This is a genomic window from uncultured Amnibacterium sp., assembly GCF_964244015.1.
GTDB lineage: Bacteria > Actinomycetota > Actinomycetes > Actinomycetales > Microbacteriaceae > Amnibacterium.
On the sequence record NZ_CAXTHO010000216.1, the window covers coordinates 1 to 2,086 of the forward strand.

Consider the following 2,086-nt stretch of genomic DNA (forward strand, 5'->3'; position numbering starts at 1 on the left):
GAGCGGGCGACGGGAATCGAACCCGCACTACCAGCTTGGGAAGCTGGAGTTCTGCCATTGAACTACGCCCGCGATGCGCCCCGAGGGGCGCCAGGGGAGTGTAGCAAGGGGCGAACCGGTCCCCAGTAGGGTCGGTCCGTGCTGCTGTCGGATCGGGACATCGCCGCGGAGCTCTCCTCGGGGCGGGTGGTGCTGGACCCGTACGACGCCGATCTGCTGCAGCCGTCGAGCTTCGATGTGCGGCTGGACAGGTACTTCCGGCTGTTCGACAACCACAAGTACGCGGTGATCGACCCGGCGGAGCATCAGCCGGACCTGACGCGGCTGGTGCAGACGAAGCCGGGCGACGCGTTCGTCCTCCATCCGGGGGAGTTCGTGCTCGGCGCGACGTTCGAGGCCGTGACGCTGCCGGACGACATCGCCGCGCGGCTGGAGGGGAAGAGCTCGCTCGGCCGGCTCGGGCTGCTGACGCATTCGACCGCGGGCTTCGTGGATCCGGGCTTCACCGGCCACATCACGCTCGAGCTGAGCAACGTGGCGACCCTGCCCATCAAGCTGTGGCCGGGGATGAAGATCGGTCAGCTCTGCTTCTTCCGCCTCAGCTCGCCGGCCGAGCACCCGTACGGGTCGGGGGAGTACGCCTCCCGCTACCAGGGGCAGCGGGGCCCGACGGCGTCGCGCTCGTACCTGAACTTCGTCAGATCCGACGTGTCGGTCACCGAGGCGGGGGCCTCCGGGGCGTGAACCCGAGGTTCAGGCGCGGATGCCGGACAGCTCGGCGAGCTGCAGGTCCAGCCACGGGCTGAAGGCCCACGGGGCCCTGCCGACGGCGACCTCGAGGTCGTCCGCCTCGATCCATCGGAACTCCGCGACCTCGTCGGGATCGGGCTGGATCTCGTCGAGGGTGACCGCGGTGAACACCGGGCACACCTCGTTCTCGACGATCCCGGAGGCATCGGTCGCGCGGTAGCGGAAGTCGGGCAGCACGAGGTGCAGATCCGTGACCGTCACGCCGAGCTCGTCGAAGGCGCGGCGCGCGATCGCGGACGGGATGTCCTCACCGGGGGAGGGGTGCCCGCAGAACGAGTTGGTCCACACCCCCGGCCAGGTGCGCTTCGACAGCGCTCGCCTGGTCACGAGGACGCGCCCGTCGCCGTCCCGCAGGTGGCAGCTGAATGCGAGGTGGAGGGGGGTGTCCAGGCCGTGCACGGTGGCTTTCGGGGCGATGCCGATGGCGGTGCCGTCGTCGTCGACCAGAACCACCTGCTCGTCGGGATCCGTCATGCGATGCCCACAGTTGTACCCTTGCCGTCGTGCTGTTCTGGGACGCCCCCGTTCGGGGGCGCGGATGGGCAGCAAGCCTAGGGCGTCCCCGATGCGGGCGACGTATGCCAGTGGGGTGTCCGAGAGCCCCCGTTCGGGGGTGGTGAGCGTGGTCGCCGCTCCTCTCGAGCGCTACGGCAGAGCTGCTGCGCGGTCCTCCGCGGTGGTGATCGGCCAGTACTCGACCTCGTTCGGGCTCGCTGTACGGCTGCTGCCGGCCGGCACCCGAATCCACATCCGCAACGTCTACGCGCTCGTCCGCCTCGCCGACGAGATCGTCGACGGCGTCGCCGCGGCCGCCGGCGTACCGGCCGAGCGCATCGCCGCCGCGCTCGACGAGCTCGAGGCGGACACCTATCGCGCGATGGCGAGCGGCTGGTCCACGAACCTCGTCGTGCACGCGTTCGCCACGACGGCGCGGGAGGTCGGGATCGAGCGCGCGATCGTCACCCCGTTCTTCACCTCCATGCGCATGGACCTGGAGCGGGCGTCGCACACCGACGCCTCCTTCGAGGCCTACGTCGACGGCTCTGCAGAGGTCGTCGGCCTGATGTGCCTTCGCGCGTTCGTCGCCGCGGGCCCGCCGCGCACCCCCGAGCAGCTCGCCGTGCTCGAATCGGGAGCGCGGAGCCTCGGTGCCGCGTTCCAGAAGGTCAACTTCCTCCGCGACCTCGCAGCCGATTCCGAGGGCCTGGGCCGCGCCTACTTCCCCGGCGTCGACGTCGCGCACCTGGACGAGGCGACGAAGACGCGTCTGCTCGCC

At 70.4% G+C, this 2,086-nt stretch carries 3 protein-coding genes and 1 tRNA gene; 2 read left to right on the top strand and 2 right to left on the bottom strand.

Features of this window, described 5'->3' with window-relative positions:
• Position 1: 1 nt before the first annotated feature.
• Positions 2–72, bottom strand: a tRNA-Gly gene (locus ACFE67_RS14960).
• Positions 73–138: 66 nt separating this feature from the next.
• Here ACFE67_RS14960 and dcd point away from each other — a divergent pair.
• Positions 139–744: a dCTP deaminase gene (gene dcd / locus ACFE67_RS14965; protein WP_375407663.1), complete on the top strand. Its 606-nt coding sequence runs from the start codon at positions 139–141 to the stop codon at positions 742–744.
• A gap of 9 nt (positions 745–753) precedes the next feature.
• Here dcd and idi read toward each other — a convergent pair whose 3' ends face one another.
• Positions 754–1,284, bottom strand: a complete 531-nt coding sequence (gene idi, locus ACFE67_RS14970) for an isopentenyl-diphosphate Delta-isomerase (RefSeq protein WP_375407664.1) — start codon at positions 1,282–1,284, stop codon at positions 754–756.
• A 115-nt stretch (positions 1,285–1,399) separates the two neighbouring features.
• Here idi and ACFE67_RS14975 point away from each other — a divergent pair.
• On the top strand, positions 1,400–2,086 hold a 687-nt coding region (locus ACFE67_RS14975; RefSeq protein ID WP_375407665.1), incomplete at its 3' end, for a phytoene/squalene synthase family protein.

Coding starts and splice junctions, on each gene's coding strand:
- idi (WP_375407664.1), bottom strand. CDS start 1,284: ATGACGGATCCCGACGAGCAGGTGGTTCTGGTCGACGACGACGGCACC.